The organism is Pseudomonas sp. HY2-MNA-CIBAN-0224 (assembly GCF_040310285.1).
Lineage (GTDB): Bacteria > Pseudomonadota > Gammaproteobacteria > Pseudomonadales > Pseudomonadaceae > Aquipseudomonas > Aquipseudomonas helleri.
Window position 1 is genome coordinate 1 of sequence record NZ_JBEOPQ010000745.1, and the last position, 252, is coordinate 252.

At 38.9% G+C, this 252-nt stretch carries 1 protein-coding gene; it reads right to left on the reverse strand.

The window, feature by feature from the left end; genetic code table 11:
• A partial coding sequence (locus AAEZ03_RS28315; RefSeq protein ID WP_350583275.1) for a hypothetical protein occupies positions 1-252 on the reverse strand: 252 nt, incomplete at both ends.

The following is a 252-nucleotide window of genomic DNA, read 5'->3' on the forward strand; positions in this document are numbered from 1 at the left end:
TATAAATAACATTGCTGCCAAAGCGCTAAGTTAGGTGCAGTAATCAGCTGTGATAAAGGCAGTATTGTATCAGTCAAACCGTCAGGCAATTCGCTAACAATTGGCTTTGCGTTTACATCACTTTGCTTAGCAGATAGCCACAGGCTATGACCATTTTCTATTGAAAAATTGTCCTGTTTATTAATCTGTTCGTTTTGCGCATTCTGATAAGTGAACAAATCAGTTAAGTCATGCTCAAGCGCTTGCCATAAG